General features: G+C 53.2%; 1 protein-coding gene. It reads right to left on the bottom strand.

The genetic code is table 11. From position 1 onward, the window contains the following. Positions 1-202, bottom strand: a 202-nt coding sequence (locus KVT28_RS27300; RefSeq protein WP_217551482.1) for a hypothetical protein, incomplete at its 3' end; no start/stop codon positions are given. Between the last annotated feature and the right edge of the window lie 29 nt (positions 203-231).

Here is a 231-nt window from a genome sequence, read left to right as displayed (position 1 = left end):
AGCTTACATGCAGATCATAGGTGCCTGGATTGAGCAGCAGCCCACCGCCGGCATTGTTCAGTTGATCCACATAACCCATGAACCGGTCATTAATATAAATGGCGCCTGTATCTCCTGCGGCTACCGACATGAGCGACTCGGCTTCGCCACCTCCCAGCCGGAGCCGTCCAAACGGGGGTTTGGCAGGTTCCATCTTTTTCATCGAATATTTGATCTTGGTCGTTTTCCCCG

The organism is Pantoea sp. GbtcB22, assembly GCF_019091025.1.
Lineage (GTDB): Bacteria > Pseudomonadota > Gammaproteobacteria > Enterobacterales > Enterobacteriaceae > Pantoea > Pantoea leporis.
This window is presented reverse-complemented; position numbering and strand designations above follow the sequence as displayed.